Here is a 25,001-nt window from a genome sequence, read left to right as displayed (position 1 = left end):
GTGAACTTCCGGCGGGCGGTGTTGGTGCCGTCAGGCGGAGAAGCGCGGGAACGCCTCGGCGCCGGCGTACCGGGCGGCGTCGCCGAGCATCTCCTCGATGCGCAGCAGCTGGTTGTACTTGGCCACGCGCTCCGAGCGGGCCGGGGCGCCGGTCTTGATCTGGCCACAGTTACAGGCCACGGCGAGGTCGGCGATGGTCGTGTCCTCGGTCTCGCCCGAGCGGTGCGACATCATCGAGGCGTAGCGGTTGCGGTGGGCCAGGTCCACGGCGTCCAGCGTCTCGGTGAGGGTGCCGATCTGGTTGACCTTGACCAGCAGGGCGTTGGCCAGGCCCTTCTCGATGCCCTCGGCCAGGCGCTGCGGGTTGGTGACGAAGAGGTCGTCGCCGACCAGCTGGACCTTGTCGCCGATCATGTCGGTGAGGGTCTTCCAGCCGTCCCAGTCGTCCTCGTCGAGCGGGTCCTCGATGGAGACCAGCGCGTACTTGTTCACGAGCTCGGCGTAGACGTCGGCCATCTCGGCGGCGGAGAGCTGCTTGCCCTCGAAATGGTACTTGCCGTCCTTGAAGAACTCCGTCGCGGCGACGTCGAGCGCCAGGGCGACGTCGGTGCCGAGCGAGTAGCCGGCCTTCTCGATGGCCTCGGCGATGAGGTCGAGCGCGGCGGTGGTGGACTCGACGGAGGGGGCGAACCCGCCCTCGTCGCCCAGGCCGGTGGACAGGCCGCGGTCCTTGATGACGGTCTTGAGGTGGTGGTACACCTCGGTGCCCATGCGCAGGGCCTCACGGAACGTGGGCGCGCCGATGGGGGCGATCATGAACTCCTGGACGTCGACGCCCGAGTCGGCGTGGGCGCCACCGTTGAGGATGTTCATCATCGGCACGGGGAGCACGTGGGCGTTGGCGCCACCGATGAAGCGATACAGCTCGAGGCCCGAGGACTCGGCCGCGGCGCGGGCCACGGCCAGCGAGACGCCGAGGACGGCGTTGGCGCCGACGGTCGACTTGTTGGGGGTGCCGTCGGCGTCGAGGAGGGCCTCGTCCACCACGCGCTGGTCCTCGGCGGGGATGCCGATGACGGCGGGGGCGAGGACGTCCAGTACGGCCTCGACGGCCTTGGTGACGCCCTTGCCCATGTAGCGCTCGTCCTCGTCGCGCAGCTCCACGGCCTCGTGGGCGCCCGTCGACGCGCCTGACGGCACGGCGGCGCGGCCGAACGAGCCGTCGTCCAGAAGCACCTCCACCTCGACGGTGGGGTTGCCTCGCGAATCGAGGATCTCCCGGGCTCCGACCTGCTCGATAAGCGCCATCTGTGCTCCTTGGGGGAAGTTCGTGGGTTCGTGTGCGTGGCCGGCGCCGCTAGGCGGGCGCAGTCCGCTGGCCATTGTTCCACGTCGGTCCAGAGGGCGGGACGAGGCTGGGCCGGGGGCGCTCACCCCGCCCCCGCCTGGCCGGCCTTCGCCCCCTCCGGGGTTGCGCGTCCCCTATGTACGCCGCCGGCCCGGGTACGCACCCGGTCTGGTCCATTCCGGGCGCATACCTCTCCCCAGCCGCCCTCGCTCAGCTCCACACGTGAGCAGGATCGACGTGCTGGCCCACGTCCATCGCGTCGTGGAGAACCCCGCCCACCACGAGCATGTCCGGGTCGAAACGGCAGACCAGACAGACTTTTCACCCGCGCTCACCGTGAGGCGGAATGTCGCCGTCACCCAGGTGACCGACCGTCGGCCACTGCTCGTGCGCGGATGTACGCGGTGGCGTCGTCCAGGTCCGAGTCGCCGACATCCACGTAGCGGCCCGCCGCCACGTCAGCCCAGCCCAGCTCGACTGCTGCACGAAGTGTCGCGAGCCTGACTGCGTCCTCACCATCCCGGCTCTGCATACTCATCACCCCTGTCGAGAAACTATGCCAATCCTGCGGGTCCGGCACGGCCTGCGTGAATACGAACCAGCCCGCAACCAGAACTCTGGCCGCCGCGGGCCCGTGTCGTCGTCGCCATCGTCATGGACTTCGTCCCGAACGCGCCGCACGCCGGCTCCCCACGCTCGCCCCCGGCGGCTCGGCGGCCCGGCGTCTCGGCAGCTCGGCGGGTTGCCCGCCAGCGGGCGCCGACGGTGACGTACCCGGCCCCTAGAGTGAGCCCGACCCCGCCAGGACCATCCAGGAGGACTCAGTGGACTCACCCGCCCTCATCACCGCCCGCAACCGGGGCGGCAACTGATGGCGACCCGGTCCCCACGCAAGACCTCCGCCAGGCGCAAGACAAGCGTCAGCTGCAGCAGCAGCCACCCGTTCCACTCGCCATGGGCAAGGAGACACCGACCGTCTGATCTGCGGAGACTATCGCGTATCCGGCGTCGGCCACGGCTTGGGATACGGCCTGGGTAGTCGCGGTTCCGGTCGTTGTCATACTTCCTGCCTGCAAGTTGACTTCGACGCCGATCACGCCGGGCAATGCACCAACAGCGGCTTTCACGGACGAAACGCAATGCCCGCAGGTCATCCCCTGAACTTGGTATGTGGTGGCCGTCATCGTCTTAATCCTTTCGCCGAACGCCGTGGGGCGATCCCACACCAGAATCATATACCCCCGGTGGGTACATGATTCGAGTCGTCAGGTTTCTTCACGAGATCTTGACCTTGGCACCGAGGGAGCGAGGTGGGCGCCCCAGGACACGTTGCCCGAGGCTGGTCGATCGGGCTCGGAGAACCGCGGTTTTCGGACTGGCCCCTGAAAGCACCCTCTGCCGGTGCCCTACAGCGCCCATCATTTCCTGCTGCTCTGCGGAGCCGGCCCCGGTCACGGCTGACCGCCGAGCTGGAACGAGATTATCGATCGCGGTAATCCGTTAAGGTGACTCCCACCGCTCAGCGACCGGCCTCGATGTTCGACCGCGAGAAAGGGGAGAGACCGTCATGTCCTCAGGGATCGTGTCCGTGGCTCTGGTGGCGCTGTCTGTCGTTGCTCTCTTCTATGCACTCCACCGCGTGGCCAGCATTACCTCCGACCCGTTGACAGTCCTGCCGGCCCAATCCGGGTGGGCACCGCAGGAGCACGCCCTGTCGCGGTTCCACGCACGCTGGTACCTCGCCTCGATCGTGTTTCTGGCCTTCGACGTCGAGATGCTCTTTATGTACCCGTGGGCCGTGGTGGTGATCGAGAAGGGGCTCTCTGCGGTGGTGGAGATGTTCCTGTTCCTTGGTGCCCTGCTAGTCGCCGTGGCCTGGGCACGGCGAGAAGGCGCATTCCGATGGGCTTGAGCCCGTTTCTCGCCCGCCTCGCCGTCCAGGCCACCCGGGTGCTCGTCGTCGAGGCCCCGGGCCAGTGGGCGACTCGGATGGAGCTTGAGCAACAGCTACTCCGTCGCGGGTGGCGGATAGCCAGTAGTCCGGCTCAGGGGGACGTGCTCGTCGTGTGTGGTGCGCCGGGCCCTGAGCTGTCGGATCTGGCGAACCGCCTCTGGGAGCAGATGCCCGGCCCTCGGGTGCGCATCGGCATCGCCTCGCCCGGAGCGGTGGTTCCCGCCCTCGACAATGCCACTGCGCTCCTGCTCGACACTTCCCATCACCGGACCGACGCCCGCGAACGGGCGCAGGAGCCCTCGATGTCCGATCACGCGAACAATGCTGATGGCGAAGGGCACGAAGGGCACGTGGGTCACGAAGGACACGAGGAACACCAGGGCCACGGTGGACACTCGGACCACGAAGAGCACGCGGATCGCCAGGCGCACGAGGGCCACGAAGACCATGGCGGGCATGGTGGCCACGAGGGCCACGCAGACCACGGCGGGCACGAGGGCCATGAAGGCCACGGGGATATGGACATGGCTCCCGCCGGGATTCCCTTGGCCGAAGGCGGGGAGGACCGCGACGGCCTGGAGATGGATGTTCTCCATCTGCCGCTCGGTCCGGTATTGCCGTTCTGGCCGGCCGGGCTCGTGCTGCACTGCTCGCTACAGGGGGACGTTGTCGTCGACGCCACCGCCTCGGTGATCGACGCGACGGAGCACAGGGCCGGAGCACCCGGTCGGCCCACGGACCACGCGTCTGCCACGGTGACCCAATGTGATCAGGTCATGGCACTGCTGGCACTGGCCGGTGCCGAAGACCTGGCGGACTGCGCCCGCCGTGCCCGGGACGGGATTCTGACGGGCGATCCCGGTGCCGCCCGTGACGCCGTCGAGCGTCTGCACCGGAAGGTTCGCAGGTCGCGGCTGCTGCGCTGGTCATTGCGGGGCGTGCTGCCGCTCGGCCCGGCCGATCTGGAGCGCCACGGCTTGCCGGGGCACTGCCTCGGGGATGCCCACGACCGGTTGCTGGCCCAACTGGAACGGATCCGCGTCGAGGTCGGCGGCGCAACGCCGGACCGGGCGGATGGCGGCTCAGCGCAGGAATCTGCGGACAAACTAACTGTGCCGTGGGCGGTGGTGCCGGACCTGGTGACCGGTTTGGAGCTGGGCACTGTGCGCTTGGCGGTGGCGAGCCTTGATCTGGGCTCGCATCCTGCCGTCCGGGAGGTGGGGCATGTCTGAGACCGTGGTGACGACCGTGTCCGGTGGGTGGGCCGTGCTGGCCGGGGTGATCCTGTGTGGGCTGGCGTTGTTCGCGGTGGCGCTGGACGGGGTGCTCTCGTCGCCGGCGCGGGGCGGCGGTCGTGGCGGGCCCACTCCCCTGGCCCGTGCGGCCCGTCTGTTGCGGCAGCGTCGCCGCACGACGGTCGCCGCGGACACCCTGCTGTGGCGGATCGGCGGCGCGGGCATGCTGGTCGGGGCGTTCCTGATGATCGCCGTGATCCCGCTGGGCCGCTGGACACTGGCGGACCTCGACGTGGGAGTCGTGTGGTTCAACGCCGTCGACGTCATGGTGTGGGCCCTGGTCTGGCTGGCGGGGTGGGGCGCCAACTCCATCCACGGTCTGGTGGGCGGTTACCGCTTCCTCGCGCACGGGCTGGCCTATGAGCTGCCGCTGATGTTCGCATTGGTGGCCCCGGCGATCGCCGCCGGCAGTCTGGCGGTGGGCGACGTCGCGGCCGCGCAGGACGGCGTGTGGTTTGTGGTGTGGATGCCGGTGGCGTTCCTGGTCTTCCTGATCGGCGTGACCGGCTTCTCTGTATGGGGTCCATTCGCCCCGGCCCTGTCCGCGGACATCGTCGGCGGGGTGACGGCCGAACTCTCGGGGGTCGATCGGCTGGTCCTGCAGGCCGGGCGCTACCTGTTCCTCACCGCCGGGGCGGCGTTCTCGGTGCCGCTCTTCCTCGGCGGTGGTGCCGGGCCCGTCCTGCCCGACTGGGCGTGGGTGCTGGTCAAGACAGCGCTGGTGCTGACGGTTCTGGTGTGGGCGCGGCGCAAACTTCCGCTGCTGCGACCGGATCGGTTCATGGAGATCGGCTGGACTGTCTTGCTCCCGGCCGTCGTGGCCCAGGATCTGCTTGTGTCCCTCGTCGTGGTCTGGAAGGGCTGAGCCGTGCTGGTCGGGATCGTGTTCTGGGTACTCGCTGTGGTGGCGGTGACCGCGGGGACGGCCGTGTTCGTGGTGGACTCGATGGCCCGGGCCACCTACGCGCTGGCGGCATCGTTCATCGCCGTGGGGGTGATGATTTTGCTGCTGGGTCAGAGCTACCTGGGCATCATCACGATTCTGATGATGGTCATGGAGATGGCGGTGATGGCGGTCTACATGGTGATGTTCATGGGCATGAACCCGGCGCTGATGCCGATGGACATGACCCACGGGAAGAAGACCGCGATCGGCACCTCGGTCGGGGTCTTTGTGCTGCTGGCCGCCGGGGCGCTGCTGATCCCGTGGCCCGAGCGACGTGGCGCCCCACCCGAGGACCTCACCAACGCGCTGGGCCTGGAGATCATGGGCGAAAAGATGTTGGTGATGGCTGTGGTGGGCGCGGTCATGGTGGCCACCATCGTGGCCGGGATCGTCCTGGCCGCCGGGCGCACCCGCTACGACCGGCTCGGCGACGATCTGCGGCGCCGCCCGGCCGACGACCCCCAGCCGGGAGGTGTGGGTCGATGACCCTGGAGGCCGTTCTGGTGGTGGCCGCCGCCCTGTTCGCCGTCGGGCTCTACGGGGCCCTGTCCCAGCAGGTGGTGGTGATGGTGATGATGGGCCTGGAGTTGATGATCAACGGGGTGCTCCTGGCCGCCGCGGGGTTCTGGTGGTTCCTGGCCCCGGGCCCCTCCGGGCAGGTGCTGCTGCTGGTGGTGCTGGCGGCCATGACCGTGGAGATGGCCATGGGCTTTGCCGTGGCGACGCTGTTGCACCGCAAGCGGCAGACCGACATGACCGACATGGCCGAGGATCTCTCCGGATGACCGCCGACCAGACCTTGCTGCTGACCCTGGTGGTGCTCCCGGCTGCCGTGGGTGCGGTGCTCGCGCTGACCCGGGCGGAGCGGGTTGCGGCCCCGATCGCGGTATCGACCGCTGCCGTGACCGCGCTGCTGGCGGCTGTCGTCGCCGTTGCGCGGCCTGCGGTGGCGTTCCCGTTCATCGCCGGCGTCGACGTGGCATTGGAGGTCGACGCCCTGGCGGCGCTGACCCTGCCGATGGTCGCAGTGGTGACCCTTTTGGTGCTGGTTTTTGCGGCCGGCAACATCCGGGCGGCCCGGCCCCGCTTCCACGGGCTGATGCTGCTCTTCGCCGCCGCGGCCCTGATCACGGCCTCGGCCGCCAGCCTGCCGGCGCTGCTGTTTGCCTGGGAGTTGATGGGCGCGACCTCGTACGCGTTGATCGGGTTCTGGTGGCGGGACACCGACCGCGTCTCGGCCGGGCTCACGGCCTTCCTCACCACCCGTACCGCCGACCTGGGTCTCTACCTGGCCGCCGGCGCTGCCTTGGCCGGCGGCGCCGGTATGGGCCTGTCCGAGTTGCCGGCGGCGGAGAGCCCGTGGCGGCACGTGGTGGCGGCCGGGATCCTGGTGGCGGCACTGGGCAAGGCCGCGCAGCTGCCGTTCTCGTTCTGGCTCTCCGGCGCGATGAAGGGCCCCAGTCCGGTCAGCGCACTGCTGCACTCGGCGGCGATGGTGGCAATGGGCGGTTACCTGCTGCTGCGCGTGGAGCCGCTGCTCGCCTCCACCGGGTGGGCGGGCCCGGCCGCCGCGTGGATCGGGCTACTGACCGCGGTGGCGATGGGGATCGTGGCGTTGGCCCAACGGGATCTCAAACAGTTGCTGGCGGCGTCCACTGTGGCGCAGATGGGATTTGTGGTGCTGGCCGCCGGAGTGGGCGCGGTGAGCGGAGGTGCCGCCCAACTGGTGGCTCATGCCTCCACCAAGGCACTGCTGTTCCTCGCTGCCGGGGCGTGGCTCACCGCGTTGGGCACCGAGAAGCTCACGGAACTGCGCGGGGCGGGCCGCCGATGGCCGGTGGTGGGCGTGACCGCGACCGTGGGAGCCCTGGCCCTGGCCGGGATCGCGCCGCTGTCCCTGTGGGCGACCAAAGACGCGGTGCTGGCTGGGGCCCTGGAGACCTCGGCCTGGCTCTACGCCACAGGACTGGTGGCGGCGGCCCTGTCGGCGGCCTACTCCGGCAAGGTCCTATGGACGATCTGGCACCGCGGGGCCCAGGCCCGGGTCGAGGAGCCCACCGCCGGGCGGGAGGTCGGCGCAACGCAAGAGCTCGGCACCGGGCAGGTGGGGGCGCTCGAGCAGGCCCCGCTGGTCGTGCTGGCCGCGGGGGCGGCCGCGGTGTCGGTGTTGGCGCTGCCCCCGCTCAGCGGCGCCCTCGCCCAGGCGATGGGCGGGCACGGCGAGGTGACGGCGCTCGAGCTCGTGGTCTCGGCCGCCATCGCCCTGGCCGTGGTGCTGCTGATGCGACGTCTACGCGCCCCGGAACTCGGGTGGGCCGAGCGGTGGCTGGGGCTGGAGGCTGCTGCGCACGTTGTCGTCGTCGTTCCCGTCATGCGGTTGGCGCACCTCCTGGCCCGGTTCGACGACGCGGTCCTGGACCGCGCCGTGACCTCCGTGGCCGGGGCCGTCCCGATGCTGGCACGGTCCGTGGCGCGGTTCGACGACGAGGTCCTCGACGCCGGAGTCGGAGCAGCCGCACGGGCCGCCCATACGGCCGGGCAGGGCGCGGCCCGCCTCGATGACGCCGTGGTCGACGGCGCCGTCGAGGGCCTGGCCGGTTGGGTTCGCCGACTCGGGCACCTGGCCCGCACCCCGCAGACCGGGGCCGTCCACCAGTACCTCCTGCAGGCCGTCGCGGTGCTCACCGTGGCCGTGGTGGCCTGGACCGTCTACGCAGTGATGGGATGAGCATGCTCAGTCTGATCGTCTTTCTCCCCTTGGCCGCCGCCGCCGTCCTGGCCGCGGTGCCGGCGATCGGGCCGGCGGCCGCGCGATGGGCGTGGATCGCGGTGAGCGTGCTGGAAGTGCTGCTGGTTGCCGTGGTGTGGGCCGGCTACAAGGACCCGGGACCGAACGGGCTGGCGTTCGAGGAGCAGGTGCCGTGGATCCCGGGGGTGGGCAGCAGTTACCACGTGGGCATCGACGGGCTGTCCCTGCCGCTGGTGGCGATGACGGTCGTGGTGTTCTTGGCGTGCGCTGTGTACTGCCTGCGGGATTCGGACCGGCCGCGCGTGCAGGCGGCGCTATTTTTGTTCCTGCAGAGCATGAGCCTCGGCGTGTTCGTTTCGGCCGACCTGATCCTGTTCTTCGTCTTTTTTGACCTGTCGATCGTGGGAATGTACTTCATCATCGCCGGGTGGGGCCACGGCAATGCGGCCCGGTCGGCGCTGAAGTTCTTCCTCTACACGTTCCTGGGGTCGCTGGCCCTGCTGCTGGGTTTCATCGGGCTGTATGTGTTCTCGGCGCCCCACACCTTTGACATCCCCGAGCTGGTCGCCGCACCCCCGCTGGCCGGTGAGCCGCTCGCCGGGGGGCTGGTGCTGGCGGCGATCCTGGTGGGCTTGGCCGTCAAGACCCCCACCGTGCCGTTCCACACCTGGCTTCCCCCGGCCCACACCGACGCCCCGGCCGCCGGCTCGGCCGTCCTGGCGGGGGTGTTGCTGAAGATGGGCGCGTACGGCTTCGTGCGGATCGCCATGCCGATGCTGCCCGAGGTCTGGCGGGCGTGGGCCTGGGTGATCGTGGCCGTGGGAATCGTCTCCGTGCTCTACGGCGCACTGGTGGCGCTTGCCCAGACCGACCTCAAGCGGATGATCGCCTACACCTCCGTCAACCACATGGGCTACATCGTCCTGGCCCTGGGTGCGGCCGGGCTGCTGGTGGAGGGTGCCGAGCAGGCCCGGTCCGTGGCGGTCACCGGCGCGATGGTGCAGATGGTCAGCCACGGACTGATCACCGCCGCCCTGTTCTTGCTGGCCGGGGTCATGCAGAGCCGGGCCGGGACCTACGACCTGGGTTCCTATGGCGGGCTGGCCGGCCCCGCCCCGCGGTACGCGGCGCTGTTCGCGATCGGCGCCTTTGCCTCCCTGGGCCTGCCCGGGTTCTCCGGGTTCATAGCCGAGTTCCAGATCTTCGCCGGCAGCGTGGCCGTGGCCCCGGTGACCGCAGTGGCGCTAGTGGGCATCGTGATCACCGCCGCCCTGTTCCTGCGGGCCCTGCAGCGGGTCTTCACCGGGCCCGCCGCCGGGCGCTCCCCCGGGTTCGCGGACCTGCGGGCGCACGAGCTGTGGTCGGCCGGCCCTCTGCTGGCGCTGTCCGTGCTGATCGGAGTGCTGCCGCTGGTGCTGCTCGGGGTGATCGAGCCGAGCTCGGCCGCCCTCGTGGAACTGGTGGGACGGTAACCCGTGGACGCCTCCATGCAGATGAGCCCCGGGCTGCTGCTGCCCGAGATCATCGTCTTTACCGGCGGATTGGCGGTGCTACTGGGCGGATCGTTCCTCCCCCGGCAGCGCCAGTGGATCGCCCGCGCCGCGGCCGCCCTGGCGCTACTGGGCGCCGCGACCGCCGCCGCGGTGGCTATGGCCGGGCCTGCGCAAAGCGCCTTTGCGGGTACCTTTGCCGTGGACACCGCCACCGGCGCCGCACGGGTGATAGCCACCCTGGCCACCCTGCTGATCCTGGGGGTGGCCTCCGGGGAGCTCAAGGACTCCCCGCGCGAATCCGACACCTACGCCCTGCTGCTCTTCGCCACCGCCGGGGTGATGGTCCTGGCCGGGATCACCGACCTGTTGGTGCTGATCGTGGGATTCCTGCTGGCCAGCATCCCGCTGTACGGGATCATCGGACTCACCGGCGGCCGCTTGGGCGCCGAGGCGGCGGTCAAGACCTACCTCATGGGGGCGCTGTCCGGGATCCTGCTGATGCTGGGCGTCACCGTGCTCTATGCCCTGGCCGGAGGCACCGACTACGCCCTGCTCCGGGAGGCGTTGCCCACCGCACCGGACGCCGCCGTGGGGACAGGCATCCTGGGGGTGCTGGCCGGGCTGCTGTTCAAGGCCGGCGGGGTGCCGATGCACTTCTGGGTGCCCGACGCCGCCCAGGGCTCCGGGGTCACCGCCGCCACGTTCCTGACCACCGTGCCCAAGGTGGGCGCGCTGGTGGCCGTGTACCGGTTGGTGGCCACGGTCTCCGCCGAAGAGCACTCCTGGTTGCTCGTCGCCGCCCTACTGGCCACCGCCTCGATGTTCCTGGGCAACCTGGCCGCCTACTGGCAGACCGATCCCCGCCGGCTACTGGGCTGGTCGACCGTGGCGCAGGTGGGGTTCCTGCTGGTGCCCGTGGCCGCAGCCGGGCGCAGCGACCTGGCCCTGCCCTCGCTGTTGTTCTACCTGGCCGCCTACGCCGTGACCAACGTCGCCGCCTTTGCCGTGACCGCTGCCCTGCCCGAGCACCGGACGCTCGCCGAATACCGCGGGCTGGCCCGCTCCCGCCCAGGGTTGGGACTGACCGTGCTGGTGGCGCTGCTGGGGCTGGTGGGCACCCCGCCCCTGGCGATCTTCGTGGGCAAACTGACCACCGCCACCGCCGCCTGGGACGGCGGTCACGGGTGGCTGGCTCTGGTGGTGGTGGTCAACAGCGTGATCAGCCTCTTCTACTACCTGCGCTGGTTCGCCCCCGTCTTCGCCCGACCCGACTCCCAAGCCGCCGAGTTCCCCGGACGCGGCGGGATGGCCGCCTGGCCGGCCGTCACGGCCGCGGTCGCCGCGACCGCGAGCCTGGCGCTGGGCGTCCTGGCCGGTGTCCTGTGGGCTGCCCTCGACGGCCCCGGGATCCTGTAGGGCTGGGAGCGGCAGCCTTCCCCAGCCGGAAGGGGCGTCGAGTAGGTGCGGGAGGGAGCCGGGGGCCGTACAGGAGAGCCCGCTTATAGGAGAGAACCCCCTAGATCGTCGGTTGTCGCCGTAGGACCTAAGTCGCACACCCAGTCGAGCAACGACTACAGCGGCGCCGCGGGTTCAGCCAATGGCGCTGAGGAGGTCGCTGCAGGCCTTTTCGCAACGACGGCAGGCGTCAGCACACAGCTTGCAGTGCTCGTGCATGTCGGCGTGAGCCTCGCAGTCTTCGGCGCAAGTAGCGCACGCGGCACGGCAGGCCTTGAGCAACTCGGTGACCACGGTCAGGTTGCTGCCCGTTCGGCGACTCAGGACGGAAGCGGTGGCGACGCAGACATCGGCGCAGTCGAGATTGGTACGGATGCAGTTCCGCAGGTCGGCAACCGCCTCTTCTGCCAAGCAGGCGTCCGCGCACGCAGTGCAGGACTGCGCGCAGGCCAGCGCCGCGTCGATCGCATCGGCGAGGCGGTCCACGTCCAGACCACTGGTGGGATTGGGGTGGGAGTTGATCATGGCGGTGGTGCTCATTGTTCCTCCGTAGTCGATGTCGTCTAGAACGCCTCCGACGGGCGGCGCAGTGGGTCTCCCTGCCGCAGGCCGTACCCGTCACCGTAGCCATCGCCGCCGCCCAGTTGGGAGATCGTCTCCGAAGAAACCAAATCGTTAGGCGCCCTGTCCTTGCCAGGCTGTCCAGCCGAATGCCGCAGCGTCGAGACCTTGATCCATGGGAGTCGACATGCCATTATCTGCGTATAAATGCAGATGCTAAGTGTGGCTTGACGGCGCAGAGTTCGTACGTTGAGCTAGCTGTCGAGGTGTTCGCCATGCTGGCGGATGCGACGCGAGTGCGGATCATTCTGGCCCTTCGCGACGGGGAGCTGTCGGTAAACCAGCTGGCCGAGATCGTCGACAAGTCCCCGGCGTCGGTATCTCAGCACTTGGCCAAACTCCGCCTGGCGCGAATGGCCTCAGCACGCCAAGACGGGCAACGAGTGTTCTACCGCCTGACTGACGAGCACGCCCGCCAGCTTGTCGCCGACGCGATTTTCCAGGCGCAGCACGCGGTGGACAGTCACCCCGCGCATCATGACCGCGACCGTCTGGGCCACGGGAAGATCACCGGCCTATCGTGATCGGTGTCCTTCGGAACAGCACCTATGCCAGGCTCTTCAGCGCTCAGATAGTCGCCCTTCTCGGCACCGGTCTGCTCACCGTGGCGCTCGGGTTATTGGCCTTCGACATCGCCGGGCAAGACGCTGGTGTAGTGCTAGGAACGGCGCTGACGATCAAGATGGTCGCGTACGTCGCCGTGTCACCGGTGATGGCGGCTATGGCCACCCGGTGGCGACGAAAGGCCGTTCTTGTCAGCGCGGACGCAGTCCGCGCTGCAGTGGCGTTGTCCCTGCCCTGGGTCAGTGAGGCCTGGCAGATTTATGTCCTGATCTTTGCGCTGCAAGCGGCGTCGGCGACCTTCACTCCGGCGTTCCAGGCAGTGATTCCCGATGTCCTTCCCGACGAAGCGCAGTACACCCGCGCATTGTCACTATCCCGCCTGGCGTACGACACCGAATCGCTACTGAGCCCCGTACTGGCTGCGGCGCTGCTGGCGATCATGTCCTACAACAATCTATTTCTGGGCACGGTGCTGGGATTTCTCGCCTCCGGCGCGCTCGTCCTGGTCACCGAAATTCCCGATGGCGCACGGTCCGAAGCCGCATCGTTTCGAGAACGACTGACCCGGGGCGTCCGGGTCAGACTGCGCACCACGGAGCTGCGCAGTCTGCTGGTGATGAACCTCATCGTGGCCACCTCCACCGCCATGGTGATCGTCAACACCGTCGTCGTGGTCAGAGGATCTTTGGATCGCTCCGAGAGCGACGTCGCGCTTCTGCTGGCCGCCTTCGGCGCCGGTTCCATGCTCGTCGCCCTCGTTGTTCCCCGAGTCCTCGACAAGATCGCCGATCGGCCCGTCATGCTCACCGGCTCAGCGATTATCCCGCCCGCCCTGGCCGCATCAGCAGCAGTGATCGCTCTACCGGCCGGCAGTGGGCAGTGGGCCTTGCTGATCACACTGTGGGCGATCCTTGGAGCCGCGACGTCGCTGATTCTGACCCCGTCAGCCCGCCTGCTGCGACGCGCCTCCGACCAAGTATCTCGACCTGCGGTCTTCGCCGCGCAGTTCTCCCTGTCCCACGCCTGCTTCATGCTCACCTACCCGATCGCCGGCGTTCTTGGCGCGATGCTCGGTCTACCTCAGACCGCGCTGATCCTCTCGGCTCTCGGAGTTCTCGGGGCCTTCGGTGCCTTCGCTCTCTGGACACGACCCGTCGCGTGAGCCGGGCGCACTGCCAGTCTGCGCCGCACGGTGCTCGTCAAGGGTGCGACTTGGTCCGAAACGGTTGCACCGCTGCGGAGCTGACTGGCTCACGCCGCCGGTGACCTCGTGCCCCACCCGCACGCACGTGCGCCCTACCGCAGGTGCGCCGGCGCGTCGCCGGGAGTGATACCGAGATGGATGTGATCTTGGTGGACGTCGTCGGAGAAGAACCCCTTGCGCGGTCCGTTAAGGTCGGCAGGTCCACCGACCTCGGTCGCCCCCAACTCGGCAGCTCGCCGCATCAACCGAAGCACACGATCGTCGCCGGGTCGGACGTCCACCACCGGCCGACCGTCGATCTCGCGGATGTCTACTGCTCGTCCCACGGCGTGATTGGACATTCGCGCGGTGGGATAGACCGTCTGGATGTGGCCTGTGTGCATTACCTGGATCGCCAGGGTGAACTCCCGGGACAGTGCGTGCAGTATCGCCAGCAGTCGGTTGTCCATCCTGCCGGTGCTGACATCGCTGCGGGCTGGGCCGGGCAGGATGATCTTCGGCTCGGCGAGCACCGCTGCCGCCGTGTCGGTCAACGGCAGCGACGGGCCCAGTGAGGTCGGCGCGACGAGCCGCTCGACGGCCCAACTCCCACCGGGGGGTCGGGCCAATCGCACGTCCACGACCAGTTCGCGGTTCCACGGTCCCGAGACGGTGTGCAGGTTCTGCTCCACCAGGGCGATGACGGCAGCGGTATCCGAGGCGAGCCCGCCGTACTGCGGATAGACGACGGTCAGTTCCCCGGCGCGGGCGTCCGGCAGTTGAAGTATCGACGCTGTCGACGCCACCGGCGGCGACGCGCCGGCGCGGATGAGGGTGCCCACGGCCGTTTCGCCGTCGCTCCAGTTTCCGGCGTTTTCCAGAAACGCCGCTGCGGTGCGCTTGATCTCCGGGCGTACTTCACCCGGCGCCGGCTGCCATCGGCTTGCCGCGGCGGACAACGGGGAACGAGGGGAACCGAGTTCGGCTCCACCCAGGTGAGGTGGCTGCGGTGTCGGCGTAATCACCGAGGGCGCAGGCCGTGGCGGGGCGGGGCCGAGGGTGCAGGACGCCACGGTGGCGGCTGACCCCGCAGTCAGCACCGTCAGCAATTGGCGCCGGGTCAGCTTCATCGGGGATCTGCCCCACCCTTGTCGCAGAACGTGCCGTGGCGGGCCGGAGGCACCACGGGGTGACGATAGCTGCGCACCATGTCGCCGTCGCGCGTGCGGTACTCGCTCCCCGGGCTCCATCCCAAGCGTTCATAGAACGCGCCGGCCCCGTCCGAGCCGGCGCTGGTGAACAACTCGGCGGTAGCACAGCCGCCCTCGTGCGCGTGGCTGAGAAACAGCTCGACCAGGCGGGCACCGACGCCGCTGCCCCGCAGCGACGGGCGAACGGTGACCGCGGCCAGCACGGCTACCGGCGCAGAATCGGTCCCTGCCGGGGGTGCGGCAGTCTGGTAGGTGAGTGTGCCAAGCAGGCGACGCGTCCACGGCCTGGCTCGGGTGCGCACGAACCGCACCGCCAGTGACGGGTGGCGCAGCAGTGACACGGCGGCGACCGCTGCCAGGACCAGCAGACAGCGGCGGTCGGCCAGCACCGCCCGCATATGTGCCGCTTCGTCGATCGAACCGAACAAGAAACCGCACACGTGCCCGCGGGCGTCGCACCGACAGACTGCGACCAGCGCCACGCCGTGCGGGGAATCAAGGTAGGTCCGGTGCCAGCGACGCATGAATCGTGGCCCCAGGCCGGGGAAGAAACCGGCCGGTAGCTGTTCAACGTGCAACTGCGCGGTCGCGCCGAGATCAGCGATCGTGGCGTACCGCAGCACGAGATCGTCCTCCGTCGCCGGTCCCGGCCGTGGGCAAGGCGCCGTCCGCGCACGGTAGAGCAGGCGGTAGCGCCACGTCGGTCGACACATAAGCTGACTCCCTTCTTCGGTCAAATCAGACCGGGCCCGGCCACTTGCGCGCCGGAAATGCCGGCTCGGTTAGTGGGAGAGCGGCCAGAGCTCGGAAACTCGACAGTGAAACTTGCATCTCGGCCGGGCCCGTCACTGTGCGCTCGAATGTTCCCGCCGTGGGCTTCGACGAGTGCGCGAGTGATGGTCAGGCCGATACCGCTGCCGCCACTGGGGCGCTCAGTCCTCGTAGACGAAGGACACGGACCATTCGCCGTTGAGGATCGACGGCTCACCGGCTTTGTCATAGAAGATCGGGACCGACCGGATGGCTAGGCCCTCGATGGGGCCATGCTCCGGGGTGCTCACCGGAATGAGTAGCTCGCCGGCACCGCCAGCCTCGACGATGTACTCGTTGGTACCGCCCTGACGCACCTCGTAGACGTTCATCGTCGACTCGCGCAGCTCGGTGGACAATCGGACGGTCAGTGTGTGCTCGCTGCGCACCACGAATTCGGGCACCGGGTTGGTGAAGGAGTTGCCGTCCAGGTCGGTCGCGGTGAAGGGCAGAGCCTTGACGGTGCTGCGGTCGGTGGCCACGGTGATCTCCGACAGCACACCGAACCGGGCTTCCGACCCCTTCCACGCCCCCAGGATGGCGGCGATCATGATGATCATCCACGCCAGGATCGCCCAGGTGGCCGGGCGGACACGGCGGCCGGTCAGTTCGGATTCATTGCGGGAGCTCACAGTTTCGTTCTGCCGATCTCTTCGTAGTCGGACTCAGGGAGCCACCGGCTTCCCCGAGGTGCCGCGAACGGTTCCACCTAGCCCAGTGTGGTTACCCGGCTCGCCTCGCACGGTGCCAAAAAGCGTCTCCTGCCCGAGTCGGACCGGGGCGATAGCCGGCCCCGTTTCTTTCATTTCGCGGAGTTGGATGCTGCGCTTTCTAAAGCAGATATCGAGGCTGCGAAGTGCTCCTCAACCGTTCAGTTCAGGCCAGCATAGGAGTGCAGACCGGAGACCACGATGTTGATAAAGAACAGATTGAAGATGAGCACCGCAAACCCGGCGAGGTTGATCCAAGCGGCCTTCTTGGGGCCCCAGCCACTGGTGGCACGGGCGTGCAGATAGCCGGCGTAAAGGACCCAAGAGACGAAGGAGGCAGTCTCTTTGGGGTCCCAGCCCCAGAAGCGACCCCACGCGCCCTCGGCCCAGACAGCGCCCAGCAGGATGCCCACGCTGTAGATCGGGAATGCGATCACAGCGGTGCGATAGGCCAGTCGGTCGAGAGTGTCGGCATGCGGTAGTGGGCGGGAAAGCCCAGAGCTCCAGCCCGTTTCCTGACCCTGCGGTTGCCACACCCGGATCAGGTACATGATCGAGGCGACGCCGGATATCAGCAGTATGGCCGATCCCAGCGAGATGATCGAGACGTGGATGGGCAGCCAGTACGACTGCAGTGCCGGCACGACGGGAGAGGCTTCGGAATACAGGTTGGTGCCGCCGAAAAACAGCAGGATCAGAACCGGTACCAGTACGAATGGCCAGGCCACCTGTAGGGCCGGCTTGCGCAGGAAAATCAGCCCGGCGCCCACTCCCAGCAGCGTGGTGGCCAGAATGAACTCGTACATGTTGCCCCACGGGAAGCGACCTGTGGCCACCCCGCGCAGGATCAGCGCAGCCGCTTGGAAGAGGAAGGCGATGATGATGAATAGCTGTGCGATCCGTGCCCAGCGGACACTGCCTGCGGACTCACGGTCCTCGTCTCCGGTGTCGGTGAGAGAGGTTGATTCTGTGAGCCCGGGCCCACCGGCACCCACTAGGTTCCGGCTTGATTTAGTCACCTTGGCTACCCGGAATCCGGCGTAGTAGATCAACGATGCGACAAGCGCCAGCACGTATAGACCGAACGCGGACCTATACGCCAGGTCGCTGTAGGTGGAGAGCGTCTCGTTGACAGGCAGTCCCTGCGCGAGAATTACAGTGTTCACCGGATGTTGTCCTTCCACGAAGCGTCGGGGTCGTCGCCTCGACTAGATGCAGTGTCGCTAGGTTCGGGCAAGACGGGTGTAGCAGTAGCAATGGTGGCCAGCCGGTCCCGGAGGTCGTCGAATTCCCGGCCCCAGCCCGATCTGTCCGTCTTGGCGAGGCCGCCCAGGTCGACGCGGGTCGCCTGGGCCTCGTCGACAATGATCCGTGCCCAGATCCTTCGGCGACGGACCATCAATGACAGGACGAGTCCACCCACCATGACGGCAGCGAACACGCCAACCCAGATCTGAGTAGGGTCCTCCGAGACCTGGATGTTGATGAACTCGTCGGCTCCGTCGAAGCGAACCTCGGTGCCATCGGGCAGGGTCGTGGATTCGCCGGGCATGAGGTTGACGCGGGCCCTACGCTCCAACGCGCCCGACTCCATTAGGTCGGGGTCCAGCGAGAAGATCGACTGTGCGCCGCCATTGTCCAGGCCGGCGTTGCCCTGGTAGACGTCGATCGCCACCGCCGGGTCGTCCATCCGCGGGAAACGGGAGCTGAGTATGGTGCCGTCGAACGAGGCGGTCGGTGCGAACAGCCCCTGGATGGCGATCTGCTGCTCAAGGCGGTCGTCGATGTCCGGGTACATGCCGGCTGGCGGATCAAAGCGCATGATGCCGGAGGAGAGAAAAGTCAACAGGTCCGTCGGTTGCCACTGCACTGTGTCTGTACGGGTTTCGCCGTTGGGGAACGTGACCGTGAACGTGGGCGCGAAGCCGTGACCTTGGAGGTAGACACGGGTGCCGCCGATGCGCAGCGGGTGGTTGACCTGCAATGTGTAGGGTTCCCATGTGTCTGGATCGGTGGTGGTGACCTCCTCGCTGAAGCGAATGTTGGAGGTGAACATCTCCGCCTGGCCATTGGGTAGATAGTCGGTACGGAAGTCTTCGACCTTGATACAGAACGGCGCCAAGTCAGTGCCGTCTACCAGCAGACCTGCCCGGAACGAGTCGTACGCACTAGGCGTGGTGTTGCAGAAGGCCGGCGATTCCTCGTTGGCGATGATCACCCGCATGCCTTCCGCGTACACGAACTTGCCGGCCGCGAACGCGATCAGCAGGAACAGCAAGCCGAAGTGGAATACGATGTTGCCCACCTCGCGCGCATACCCGCGCTCCGCGGACAACTCGATGCTGCCCGACACGCGACCGTCCCCGTTGTTGCGACGGACCCGCCAGCCCTTGAGGCTCTTTTGGACCTGGTCCGCGGCCTGCTCCGGCGTGGCCGTGGTCCGGTACGCCGCATGATGCGGCAGGCGTGCAAGGTTACGCGGGGCAAGCGGCGGCGGGGCCTTGAGTTGTTTGACTAGATCAATCGACCGCGGTGTCAGGCAGCCCACCAGCGATATAAACAGCAACACGTACACGGCTGTGAACCACCAGCTGGAGAACACGTCGAACAGCTGGAGCTTGTCGAAGAACTCCCCCAGCCAGCCGTTGTCCGCGATGTACTGATTGACGTTTCCTTGGTTGAGGCTGCGCTGCGGCAGGAGTGCCCCCGGTATCGCCGCCACTGCCAGCAGAAATAGCAGAATCAATGCCGTGCGCATCGCGGTGAGAGTGCGCCATGAGTTCCGCAGGAACGCGGTGACCGGAGCCATCCTAGGCACTGATATGAGTCCCCTCTGCCGTTCCCGGTGCGACGAACCGGAACGAGGGGCAGCTTCGGTGGGGCGTCACCGGCTTCATAGCATCATCAGCACCGCTGTAGCACGCATAGTCACATCTGTAGATTGTCCTTCGCCGACCCCATTGATTCGGTGGGGGTTTGATGAAGGTCTGATCAAGATCAAGCATGCGATAGGCGCCAGTGGCAGACCTACGACGATGATTGAGGCCTTATGTTCACATCCGATTCTCGAGACGCCGGACCTGAAGGTGAGTCACCGACCACGCGCGCGACCGCAGGGCTGCGGGCGATGGTCATCGAAGATGAGCGTGAGCTCGCCGATCTCATCGGTACCTATCTGACCCGCGAGGGCTTCGACATCACGATCGTTCACGACGGGCAGGATGCAGTCGACCTGATCCGGCAGATTGATCCCGACGTCGTCGTGCTAGACCTCGGCCTTCCGCGACTGGACGGCGTCGAAGTGTGCCGCCAGTTGCGCACCTTTTCCGATGCGTATGTCGTCATGCTCACCGCCCGCACCGAGGAGGTCGATACCCTCATCGGACTGTCCGTGGGAGCCGACGACTACATGACCAAACCGTTCAGCCCACGAGAGCTCATGGCCCGCATCCAAGTCATGCTGCGCCGTCCTCGATCGTCTACAGCCTTACGCTCCCCGTCTGCGGCCTCCGAACGCAGAGAGCTGCGAAGGATTGGGGCACTGGCGATCGACGTCGAAGGCCGCGAGGTCACCGTCGACACCACCCCGGTTCAGTTGACCAGGACCGAGTTCGACCTCTTGGCGGCACTGACGCGAGACCCCGGCTTGGTGCTGTCCCGGACGCAGTTGATCAGTGCCATCTGGGGGCCTGACTGGGTCGGCGACACGCACCTGGTTGATGTCCACATCGGGCACCTGAGACGCAAGCTCGGAGACACTGCGTCCCGGGGCGCGTACATCCGCACCGTCCGCGGTGTCGGCTACCGCACCGGAGATGGTCAGTGAGCCGGATCGATCTGGGTGACAACGTGACGCGCCTCAAGCGGTGGTTCACCACTGCCACCTTCGGTACCCGGCTACTGGCGGCGCTCGCTTTTGTGATGATCGGTTTCGCAGTCAGTGCCTGGGTCGTCGCCGCAATACTTGCCCCCGGGATCTTCCACGAGCATCTGGAGATGGCCGGACTGTCACAGAACTCCTCCGAAGCAGCCCATATGGAGGAGGCATTCAACTCGTCAATGATGCTGTCTTGGTCGATCGCACTGGCGGTATCGGTGATCTTGTCGCTGGCTGTCAGCGGCTACATCGCCCGCCGCGTTCAACGATCGATCACCCCGGTCACCCGATCAGTCCAGCAGATCTCCGGTGGACAATACGACTCACGAGTGCACGAGCCGAGAATAGGTCGTGAATTCGACGATCTTGTCGTCAGCTTCAACGAACTGGCACGACGACTAGATGCCACCGAAACCACACGCCGACGGATGCTTTCAGATCTCGCACACGAGTTGCGGACTCCCCTGGCCACGCTCGAATCCCACCTTGAGGCGATCGAAGACGGTGTCCGTGCACTCGACGACGACACGCTGCGCATTCTGCGAACCGCGACTGGTCGGCTAGGCCGGCTCGCTCACGACGTCAGCGCGGTGTCCCGAGCCGAAGAACACCTCACGCGTCTCATCCCCATCGGTACCGACACTCGCAGCATCATCGCGGCCGCGATCGACGCCCTGCGCCCCGAGTACTCGCACAAGAATGTGATGCTCCAAGCGCGTATTGATCAGGCAGTACCGATCACTGTCGACAGTGATCGAATCAACCAGGTCCTGACCAACCTTTTGCACAACGCGCTCCGCCACACCGATTCAGGTGGGATGGTCACCGTCACCAGTCGCCTACACGAGGGGAACGTGGAGATCACTATCGCCGACACTGGTGAAGGCATCGCAGCGCAGCACCTCGACCACATTTTTGACCGCTTCTACCGCGTCGACACCGCACGCGACCGGGCACACGGAGGAAGCGGCATCGGACTCACCATCACCCGTGCACTCGTCGAAGCCCACGAAGGCCATATCCGCGTTCACAGTGACGGGCTCGGCCGCGGCGCCCGATTCACGATCTCCTTACCGCAGACCCCGGCTCATTCCAAGGGCTGACTCAGTTGGTCGCGATACCGTTTTGCCGGAGCCACTCGATGGGGTCGGCGCGCTCCCGTCCCTCGTTCAACCACACCTCGAAGTGCAAGTGTGAACCGGTGGAAAAGCCACGACTTCCCATGAGGGCAATCGTCTGTCCAGCCTGTATACGCTGGCCCGTGGACACGAGAACCTCTTCCATGTGTCCATAAACGGTCATCGTGCCCTCATCCGACAGCAGTCGGACCCAATTGCCGAACCCTTGCGCCGGGCCGGCATCGATGACGGTCCCGTCAGTGGCCGCCACGATCGGGGTTCCGATCGCGTTTGCGATATCGATGCCGCCGTGGAGCGAGCCCCAGCGTTGGCCGAACTCAGACGTGAGGGTCCCGACTGTCGGCATCGCTGCTGTTGGACGGCGCGCGGTCTCCTCGGCAACTTGCCGGCGAGCGTCGATTTCGGTGCCTGCCGCCAATGACGACACCATGGCGGCAGCGCTCTCCAGCGGGAGGTCGCCTTGCACCGCAACGGGCCCAGGCAGTTCAGCCGGGGGAAGGGCTATGTCTCCAGACTGGCCAGCAGGACTGATCGACTCCTCGTGCGCGATTAGGTGAATGTGCTCACCACCAGCCTCTGTGTGCTGGTCCACTAGAAAACTTATCGAGGACACGATGGCCCCGGCGGCGACCGTGACGACGACGACCTGATCGCGTAACTCGGGCCGGGCGGAGGGTTGGCGATGCGTACCGCCACCTCGAGGGCGACCAGAACTCGCCCAGATGTCGACAGTTGAAGGGTGTTCCTTGCGGTGTGCACGTCTTCGCTCCACTGCCGCCGTGTCTCCCCTGCCGCTATATCGTGATGGTTTCGTGATGTGACTTCTGCTCGAACTTAGACGAGCAGAGTCCGCCGTCGCAAGAAGTGGGGGCCTCGTCACCCGTGTCGAAGAACGACCGGGAGCGGCCCCCACCAGCGTGCATCGTGCCTAGAGTCTCCCTCTGACCACAGCCTCTGGCAGCGTTCATCAAGCTGCCTGTTGCGAGTGTCAGGGACTACGTGGGCGACATGGGAAGGCCTTCGGAAGCTGGACGTCCTGACAGGCTTCACCCAGGTTCACCCCAACTGGCCGCGCACCAAATCAGCACCGCGTCAGCGACCGTCACGTCCGGGATCTTGATCAGACCTTCATCAAACCCCGACCGAATCAAGAGGTCAGCACAGCACAATCTCCAGATGTGACAGTGCGTGCGGCATTGGGGGACAAGTGGGGCGGGTCGCCGGCCGCCTCCCACCACGAAGAAGTGGACGAGCAGCTCGAGAAAGGGAAAGTGTCGCGATCACAAGATTTACAGATTTCCGGACGATTGTTGTTGCTCGCACGAGCGGTGGCGTTAGTGACAGTCAGCGCCCTCGGACTCCTCTTCACTTCGGCAGGGGTGCTGGTCCAGGACGGCACCAGTCTGGACGTCCACAGCTCGGCCGCCATCGCCCTTCATGTCCTCACCGGCGTGCTGGCTCTGGTTCTAGGGTGGCGCGCGTGGGCTACACGGCGAGGTCGCTGGGCTGCAGTCGTCGCCCTCGTCCTGTTCGGGGCCACGTTCGCCCAAGCGAGCTTAGGGGGCAGCTCGACCTTGGCATTTCACATCGGCGTAGCACTGGTGCTCACGGTCCTGTGTACGTGGCTGGCCGCCTGGACTTTCGGTAGATCACTATACGAGGAGATCGAATGAGACTGCGCAGGACACTCACCGCCTCCGGCACCACCGCCGCCCTGCTCCTAGCTGTGGGCTGCGCCGGGAACGACACGGGCGCGCCAGAACAGGCAGAGCAGCTCCAGACGGGCGAGAGAGCCGAGAAACAGGTCACGATGGCCGAGGTCCAGCAGAACGATTCGACCGACTCGTGTTGGACCGTGATCGAGAACATCGTCTACGACCTCACCGCGTGGGTCGACCAACACCCGGGCGGGCCGGACCGGATCGAGCAGCTGTGCGGCACAGACGGGACAGAGAGTTTCACCGACCAGCACAGTGGAGCGTCCCAGCCACAATCGCGGCTCGCCGAGTTCCAGATCGGCCAGCTCGCCGGGTGACCCGGCAGATATGCTTCCGATCCGCTCTGTGCGTCCCGGTCGGAGGCATGTGCCGGGCCCCGCTCCGGGGCCGCGCGCGTGGACTCAGCGAGGCCGTGAACGGGTTCGATTCGCTCCCCCCGCGACCTCTGCGGAAGACGAGAGCGCACCTCGCGAGCGTGACATGACAACACGACAGAAGAACCGTGGGCCGCAATCGGTGGTACTGCCAGCAGTCGGCCTCAGGATGGGCGGGGTTACCCGAAATCAACCGCGGTCAACGCCTTCTCGGCGGTGGCTAAATAGTCACCCCGTCGGCCGTGCGCTTGGTCGAATGGTGTCGTCATTGGGCGCAGGAATACTGCTGTACACCAGTTTCCCGCCTCTATCCTTGTGGTTTCTCGCCCCGGCCGGTCTTGCCATTTTGGTTCTGTCGGTCCGAGGGATCGGCGTGCGCGGCGCGTTCGGACTGGGATACCTGGCTGGTCTCGGGTTCTTCGTACCTTTACTGCCCTGGGTGGGGGTTTATGTCGGCGCTGTCCCCTGGCTAGCATTAGCGGCGCTACAGGCCGTGGCAGTCGCTGTCTTCGCTGGGGCCACCGCACTGGTGGCGCGGCTGCCCGGGGCTGCACTGTGGATCGCGTGCTGCTGGGTGGCCACCGAAGCGGTTCGAGCGCGCCTGCCCTTCGGTGGGTTTCCCTGGGGCCGGCTGGCGTTCGGTCAGACTGATGGACCATTGCTGGCGATCGCTCAGATCGCTGGGGCGCCAGGGGTGAGCCTGTCCGTTGCACTGGTGGGCAGCGCAACGGCTGCAGTGGTCGTCGGACTTGCTCGGCGCTCCGCCTGGCGCTCGGTGTCGCTGCTCGGGTCGGTGCTTGTGACCGCCTCTGCACTCGGCTCGATGCCCGTCCCTACCGCAGCGGTCACCACCCCCTCTAAAACGGTTGCCCTAGTCCAGGGCAACGTGCCCCGACTCGGTCTGGATTTCAACGCGCAACGGCGCGCTGTACTGGACAATCATGTGGCTCGTACCGACGCTCTCGCCGCCGAGGTCGCCGCGGGAGTGAAGCCCGCACCAGATCTGGTAATCTGGCCGGAGAACGCATCAGACATCGACCCGTTTCGCAATGCCGACGCTGCAGAGCGGATCGATGCGGCCACAGAGACGATCGGCGCTCCGATCCTTGTGGGGGCGGTGGTGTCCACTGGCTCCGGTACCACCCGAAATACAGCGCTGGTGTGGGAGCAAGGAACAGGACCTGGCGATGCGCACGACAAAAGACGCCTGGTTCCATTTGGTGAATATCTGCCAATGCGATCGATCGTGAGCAAGCTTTCGCCTTATGCCGCGCAGGCGGGCAACTTCGTGCCCGGTAACGGCGATGGTGTGGTGACCATCGATGAGACACCGCTCGCTGTGGCCACCTGTTATGAGGTCGCGTTCGATGATCTGGTATCCGAGTCGGTTCGGTCGGGGGCGCAGTTGATCGCGGTACCAACGAACAATGCAACCTTCGGCGATACCGACATGACCTATCAGCAGCTGGCGATGTCGCGGCTGCGCGCTGTCGAACACAACCGCACGGTGGTGGTAGCGGCCACCAGCGGTGTCAGCGCGATTATCGCGGCGAA

General features: G+C 66.9%; 26 protein-coding genes and 1 pseudogene. 15 read left to right on the top strand and 12 right to left on the bottom strand.

Annotation, left to right across the window (positions count from 1 at the left end; all coding sequences use genetic code 11):
* Positions 1-30: 30 nt before the first annotated feature.
* The 3 genes from eno to AYO52_RS17530 all read right to left on the bottom strand — a co-directional run bounded on the left by eno (position 31) and on the right by AYO52_RS17530 (position 2,532).
* Complete coding sequence (eno, locus tag AYO52_RS02640) at positions 31-1,308, bottom strand: phosphopyruvate hydratase (protein ID WP_067712809.1); 1,278 nt, start codon at positions 1,306-1,308, stop codon at positions 31-33.
* Between the two features lie 395 nt (positions 1,309-1,703).
* Positions 1,704-1,886: a hypothetical protein gene (locus AYO52_RS02635; protein WP_067712807.1), complete on the bottom strand. Its 183-nt coding sequence runs from the start codon at positions 1,884-1,886 to the stop codon at positions 1,704-1,706.
* A gap of 382 nt (positions 1,887-2,268) precedes the next feature.
* The gene (locus AYO52_RS17530; protein ID WP_007626394.1) at positions 2,269-2,532 is read right to left on the bottom strand and encodes a heavy-metal-associated domain-containing protein; all 264 of its coding nucleotides are present in this window, start codon (positions 2,530-2,532) and stop codon (positions 2,269-2,271) included.
* Positions 2,533-2,915: 383 nt separating this feature from the next.
* Here AYO52_RS17530 and AYO52_RS02630 point away from each other — a divergent pair, with 383 nt between their 5' ends.
* Positions 2,916-3,260, top strand: a complete 345-nt coding sequence (locus AYO52_RS02630) for an NADH-quinone oxidoreductase subunit A (protein ID WP_007626392.1) — start codon at positions 2,916-2,918, stop codon at positions 3,258-3,260.
* Between the two features lie 95 nt (positions 3,261-3,355).
* On the opposite strand, the gene AYO52_RS02625 is transcribed toward AYO52_RS02630, so the two are convergent.
* Positions 3,356-3,805, bottom strand: a complete 450-nt coding sequence (locus AYO52_RS02625; RefSeq protein ID WP_187352317.1) for a hypothetical protein — start codon at positions 3,803-3,805, stop codon at positions 3,356-3,358.
* A gap of 15 nt (positions 3,806-3,820) precedes the next feature.
* Here AYO52_RS02625 and AYO52_RS02620 point away from each other — a divergent pair, with 15 nt between their 5' ends.
* From AYO52_RS02620 to AYO52_RS02590, 7 genes are read left to right on the top strand one after another with little or no spacing between them, the layout of a single operon-like run.
* A complete protein-coding gene (locus AYO52_RS02620; protein ID WP_007626389.1) occupies positions 3,821-4,534 on the top strand; it encodes a hypothetical protein in 714 nt (237 codons plus the stop codon).
* Entirely contained in the window at positions 4,527-5,462 is a 936-nt protein-coding gene (locus AYO52_RS02615) for a complex I subunit 1 family protein (protein WP_017836399.1), read from the top strand. Before AYO52_RS02620 ends, AYO52_RS02615 begins: the two co-directional genes overlap by 8 nt.
* Positions 5,463-5,465: 3 nt before the next feature.
* Complete coding sequence (locus tag AYO52_RS02610; protein WP_064257203.1) at positions 5,466-6,029, top strand: NADH-quinone oxidoreductase subunit J; 564 nt, start codon at positions 5,466-5,468, stop codon at positions 6,027-6,029.
* A complete protein-coding gene (locus AYO52_RS02605; RefSeq protein ID WP_017836397.1) occupies positions 6,026-6,328 on the top strand; it encodes an NADH-quinone oxidoreductase subunit K in 303 nt (100 codons plus the stop codon). The genes AYO52_RS02610 and AYO52_RS02605 overlap by 4 nt, the downstream gene beginning before the upstream one ends.
* Positions 6,325-8,271 (top strand): NADH-quinone oxidoreductase subunit L, encoded by a 1,947-nt coding sequence (locus AYO52_RS02600; protein WP_007626383.1) that lies wholly within the window; start codon positions 6,325-6,327, stop codon positions 8,269-8,271. Before AYO52_RS02605 ends, AYO52_RS02600 begins: the two co-directional genes overlap by 4 nt.
* 2 nt (positions 8,272-8,273) lie before the next feature.
* Entirely contained in the window at positions 8,274-9,764 is a 1,491-nt protein-coding gene (locus tag AYO52_RS02595; protein WP_007626381.1) for a NuoM family protein, read from the top strand.
* 15 nt (positions 9,765-9,779) lie between these two features.
* A complete protein-coding gene (locus AYO52_RS02590) occupies positions 9,780-11,201 on the top strand; it encodes an NADH-quinone oxidoreductase subunit N (protein WP_031264732.1) in 1,422 nt (473 codons plus the stop codon).
* 174 nt (positions 11,202-11,375) lie between these two features.
* Here the strand turns inward: AYO52_RS02590 and AYO52_RS02585 are convergent, their stop codons facing one another.
* Positions 11,376-11,780 carry a four-helix bundle copper-binding protein gene (locus tag AYO52_RS02585; RefSeq protein ID WP_067712804.1) on the bottom strand — a complete coding sequence of 135 codons (405 nt, stop codon included), beginning with the start codon at positions 11,778-11,780 and terminating at the stop codon, positions 11,376-11,378.
* Positions 11,781-12,067: 287 nt separating this feature from the next.
* On the opposite strand from AYO52_RS02585, the gene AYO52_RS02580 reads away from it, so the two are divergent.
* Positions 12,068-12,385, top strand: coding sequence for an ArsR/SmtB family transcription factor (locus tag AYO52_RS02580; protein WP_371517175.1), 318 nt, complete (start codon positions 12,068-12,070; stop codon positions 12,383-12,385).
* Positions 12,382-13,587, top strand: a complete 1,206-nt coding sequence (locus AYO52_RS02575) for an MFS transporter (protein ID WP_067712802.1) — start codon at positions 12,382-12,384, stop codon at positions 13,585-13,587. The genes AYO52_RS02580 and AYO52_RS02575 overlap by 4 nt, the downstream gene beginning before the upstream one ends.
* 134 nt (positions 13,588-13,721) lie before the next feature.
* Here the strand turns inward: AYO52_RS02575 and AYO52_RS02570 are convergent, their stop codons facing one another.
* The 6 genes and pseudogenes from AYO52_RS02570 to AYO52_RS02550 form a co-directional block, all read right to left on the bottom strand.
* Positions 13,722-14,450, bottom strand: coding sequence for a hypothetical protein (locus AYO52_RS02570; protein WP_253695599.1), 729 nt, complete (start codon positions 14,448-14,450; stop codon positions 13,722-13,724).
* Between the two features lie 284 nt (positions 14,451-14,734).
* Positions 14,735-15,442: a GNAT family N-acetyltransferase gene (locus AYO52_RS02565; protein ID WP_240341539.1), complete on the bottom strand. Its 708-nt coding sequence runs from the start codon at positions 15,440-15,442 to the stop codon at positions 14,735-14,737.
* 110 nt (positions 15,443-15,552) lie between these two features.
* Positions 15,553-15,753, bottom strand: a pseudogene (locus tag AYO52_RS17525) (ATP-binding protein); the annotation flags it as partial.
* Complete coding sequence (locus AYO52_RS02560; protein ID WP_007626376.1) at positions 15,752-16,261, bottom strand: DUF2771 family protein; 510 nt, start codon at positions 16,259-16,261, stop codon at positions 15,752-15,754. The gene AYO52_RS02560 and the pseudogene AYO52_RS17525, both read right to left, overlap by 2 nt.
* Before the next feature lie 239 nt (positions 16,262-16,500).
* Positions 16,501-17,505, bottom strand: coding sequence for a c-type cytochrome biogenesis protein CcsB (gene ccsB, locus AYO52_RS02555; RefSeq protein WP_017836393.1), 1,005 nt, complete (start codon positions 17,503-17,505; stop codon positions 16,501-16,503).
* Entirely contained in the window at positions 17,502-19,097 is a 1,596-nt protein-coding gene (locus tag AYO52_RS02550; protein ID WP_253701794.1) for a cytochrome c biogenesis protein ResB, read from the bottom strand. The genes ccsB and AYO52_RS02550 overlap by 4 nt, the downstream gene beginning before the upstream one ends.
* Before the next feature lie 369 nt (positions 19,098-19,466).
* On the opposite strand from AYO52_RS02550, the gene AYO52_RS02545 reads away from it, so the two are divergent.
* A complete protein-coding gene (locus tag AYO52_RS02545) occupies positions 19,467-20,165 on the top strand; it encodes a response regulator transcription factor (protein ID WP_067712793.1) in 699 nt (232 codons plus the stop codon).
* Positions 20,162-21,319 (top strand): cell wall metabolism sensor histidine kinase WalK, encoded by a 1,158-nt coding sequence (locus AYO52_RS02540; protein WP_067712790.1) that lies wholly within the window; start codon positions 20,162-20,164, stop codon positions 21,317-21,319. The genes AYO52_RS02545 and AYO52_RS02540 overlap by 4 nt, the downstream gene beginning before the upstream one ends.
* A gap of 1 nt (position 21,320) precedes the next feature.
* Here AYO52_RS02540 and AYO52_RS02535 read toward each other — a convergent pair whose 3' ends face one another.
* Positions 21,321-21,785, bottom strand: coding sequence for a M23 family metallopeptidase (locus tag AYO52_RS02535; RefSeq protein ID WP_253701791.1), 465 nt, complete (start codon positions 21,783-21,785; stop codon positions 21,321-21,323).
* 748 nt (positions 21,786-22,533) lie between these two features.
* Here AYO52_RS02535 and AYO52_RS02530 point away from each other — a divergent pair.
* The 3 genes from AYO52_RS02530 to lnt all read left to right on the top strand — a co-directional run.
* Positions 22,534-23,028 carry a hypothetical protein gene (locus AYO52_RS02530; RefSeq protein WP_223210127.1) on the top strand — a complete coding sequence of 165 codons (495 nt, stop codon included), beginning with the start codon at positions 22,534-22,536 and terminating at the stop codon, positions 23,026-23,028.
* Positions 23,025-23,390 (top strand): cytochrome b5 domain-containing protein, encoded by a 366-nt coding sequence (locus AYO52_RS02525; protein WP_007626850.1) that lies wholly within the window; start codon positions 23,025-23,027, stop codon positions 23,388-23,390. The genes AYO52_RS02530 and AYO52_RS02525 overlap by 4 nt, the downstream gene beginning before the upstream one ends.
* Positions 23,391-23,703: 313 nt before the next feature.
* The coding region (gene lnt / locus AYO52_RS17520) for an apolipoprotein N-acyltransferase (RefSeq protein WP_253701788.1) at positions 23,704-25,001 on the top strand (1,298 nt) is incomplete at its 3' end.

It is taken from the genome of Dietzia sp. 111N12-1 (assembly GCF_001658045.1).
In the GTDB taxonomy this organism is placed as follows: Bacteria; Actinomycetota; Actinomycetes; order Mycobacteriales; family Mycobacteriaceae; genus Dietzia; species Dietzia kunjamensis.
The sequence above is the reverse complement of the archived record's forward strand: the minus strand, read 5'-3'. Positions and strand labels throughout refer to the sequence as shown.

Bases quoted from the DNA above. Each gene is read 5' to 3' on its own strand.
- eno (WP_067712809.1), bottom strand. From the start codon at position 1,308: ATGGCGCTTATCGAGCAGGTCGGAGCCCGGGAGATCCTCGATTCGCGA.
- AYO52_RS02635 (WP_067712807.1), bottom strand. From the start codon at position 1,886: ATGAGTATGCAGAGCCGGGATGGTGAGGACGCAGTCAGGCTCGCGACA.
- AYO52_RS17530 (WP_007626394.1), bottom strand. From the start codon at position 2,532: ATGACGGCCACCACATACCAAGTTCAGGGGATGACCTGCGGGCATTGC.
- AYO52_RS02630 (WP_007626392.1), top strand. From the start codon at position 2,916: ATGTCCTCAGGGATCGTGTCCGTGGCTCTGGTGGCGCTGTCTGTCGTT.
- AYO52_RS02625 (WP_187352317.1), bottom strand. From the start codon at position 3,805: ATGGCCCTCGTGCCCGCCGTGGTCTGCGTGGCCCTCGTGGCCACCATG.
- AYO52_RS02620 (WP_007626389.1), top strand. From the start codon at position 3,821: ATGGACATGGCTCCCGCCGGGATTCCCTTGGCCGAAGGCGGGGAGGAC.
- AYO52_RS02615 (WP_017836399.1), top strand. From the start codon at position 4,527: ATGTCTGAGACCGTGGTGACGACCGTGTCCGGTGGGTGGGCCGTGCTG.
- AYO52_RS02605 (WP_017836397.1), top strand. From the start codon at position 6,026: ATGACCCTGGAGGCCGTTCTGGTGGTGGCCGCCGCCCTGTTCGCCGTC.
- AYO52_RS02600 (WP_007626383.1), top strand. From the start codon at position 6,325: ATGACCGCCGACCAGACCTTGCTGCTGACCCTGGTGGTGCTCCCGGCT.
- AYO52_RS02595 (WP_007626381.1), top strand. From the start codon at position 8,274: ATGCTCAGTCTGATCGTCTTTCTCCCCTTGGCCGCCGCCGCCGTCCTG.
- AYO52_RS02590 (WP_031264732.1), top strand. From the start codon at position 9,780: ATGCAGATGAGCCCCGGGCTGCTGCTGCCCGAGATCATCGTCTTTACC.
- AYO52_RS02585 (WP_067712804.1), bottom strand. From the start codon at position 11,780: ATGAGCACCACCGCCATGATCAACTCCCACCCCAATCCCACCAGTGGT.
- AYO52_RS02550 (WP_253701794.1), bottom strand. From the start codon at position 19,097: ATGCGCACGGCATTGATTCTGCTATTTCTGCTGGCAGTGGCGGCGATA.
- AYO52_RS02545 (WP_067712793.1), top strand. From the start codon at position 19,467: ATGGTCATCGAAGATGAGCGTGAGCTCGCCGATCTCATCGGTACCTAT.
- AYO52_RS02535 (WP_253701791.1), bottom strand. From the start codon at position 21,785: ATGGTGTCGTCATTGGCGGCAGGCACCGAAATCGACGCTCGCCGGCAA.
- AYO52_RS02525 (WP_007626850.1), top strand. From the start codon at position 23,025: ATGAGACTGCGCAGGACACTCACCGCCTCCGGCACCACCGCCGCCCTG.